Annotated in this window: 1 protein-coding gene and 1 pseudogene; one reads left to right on the forward strand and one right to left on the reverse strand. The window is 34.0% G+C overall.

Annotated elements, in window-relative coordinates; genetic code table 11:
* Positions 1 to 550: 550 nt before the first annotated feature.
* On the forward strand, positions 551 to 1,258 hold the full coding sequence (locus ABZA26_RS14675) for a tyrosine-type recombinase/integrase (protein WP_372715230.1): 708 nt from the start codon (positions 551 to 553) through the stop codon (positions 1,256 to 1,258).
* Positions 1,259 to 1,333: 75 nt separating this feature from the next.
* Here the strand turns inward: ABZA26_RS14675 and ABZA26_RS14680 are convergent.
* Positions 1,334 to 1,604: pseudogene (locus ABZA26_RS14680) on the reverse strand (phospholipase); the annotation flags it as partial.

Below are 1,604 nucleotides of genomic sequence, written 5' to 3' on the forward strand. Positions count from 1 at the left end.
TCTGACTGGATAAGCTATGATGGAAATCCTGTTGAGACAAGAGATGAAAATTGAAAACCGGCAAACAGCTGGTTTTTTATTTTTTCTGTTTTTAAATGTAAAAATTTTAAAAGTCCTGTAAAATTAATTCCGGAAAACACACATGGAAATATCTTGACAAATAAATATTAAATCGTAAAAACTTCACATAAAGTCCGATTATTAAAAATTTGGAAACATATGGAGATTTATAAATGGATTATATGTTTTTCCGGGATAAAAAAGGTCATTTTTAGTTATATTTGATATGAGCGCAATATTAATAGTTGTGCTTGTATTTATATGAGTTTTAATTTTAGAGGCCCTTAAATTCAATTTAAGGGCCTCTTATAAGTTGACTTTGAAAACTGATTTATATTGTAAGTTGACATTTGAATTTTGATGATTTAAGGATGCGTTCAGAGACCAATAAAACCAGAGAACGACGGAACTTGGTCAACAAATAGTTATTTGTTGACTTTGGTGAGATCGCAGGTTATAATTTATCATAATGTTTTAGGGAGGGATCATCTTGGAATTGGAACTACAGATCAGGCAGCTTGAAGAGGAGCTGAATAAAAATCGCAGCAATATCGTAATCTATACCCTTTTAGAAGACAAAATAAACCAGCTCAAAGAAGAGCTGAAAAAAAGTAAAAGAATAAGAAAGAGAACTGCCAACAGAGATATTAAGTATCTTCGTCATGAGGAGTTTAAGCATCTCATAAAAACTATAGAGGACAACGGAGATTATTTTTGGATGAGAGATAAACTTCTTTTTATGGTAGCCTTCGAATGCGGACTTCGTGCCTCTGAAGTAGGTAGTATTAAAAAAGAAGATTTCTTTGCTGACAAAAGAGAGATGTTCTACAGACGGCTAAAGGGAAGCCGGAATAACACAGTTAAACTTACGCAAGATACCTCTATACTCCTGGAAAATTTCATGGAGAGACACCCAAACGACTCTCCCTATATATTTCTCAGCAGAAAAAAATCTCCGATAACTAAATTTACTCTCAATAAAATATGTAAAAAATATTTCAGGTCTGCTTCCCTTCCAATGGAAAAAGCCCATTTTCACACTATAAAACATACCTCAGGAGTTCATATGGCAGAAGAAGGTCTGGATATCAAAGAGGTTCAGTATATATTAGGTCACAGAAATGTGGACAATACCATGATCTATTTTGACTTTACAACGAAGCAGCAGGAGACTCTTTACAGCAAACTGGGAAGGTGATTTTCTGTATTTTTGTATATAGGACTTTATTTATGATTGTTTAAGTGTATAAGAAAAAAGTCCCCTTTTGGGGACTTAAATTTCTCCGTCCATAATTTTTTTATAATATTTCCAAATCATCTCTGTAGAGTTGAAGCTGGCGACTTTTCCAAGAATAGGTGGCCAGCTTGTTTTTGGATGGGGGATTGTGTGCCCTCCCTCCTTGACCTCTATAAGAATATTCTTTTTATCTCTATAAAGTATATACTCTCCAAAATCTTTTCCGACTGGCATTTTTGAAATCCCGGCTATTTTCAGAAATGTATCATAACAGGAATATACGACGCCGTTGCTTTTTCCCCCTGAA

This window comes from Ilyobacter sp. (genome assembly GCF_041583315.1).
Taxonomy (GTDB): Bacteria; Fusobacteriota; Fusobacteriia; order Fusobacteriales; family Fusobacteriaceae; genus Ilyobacter.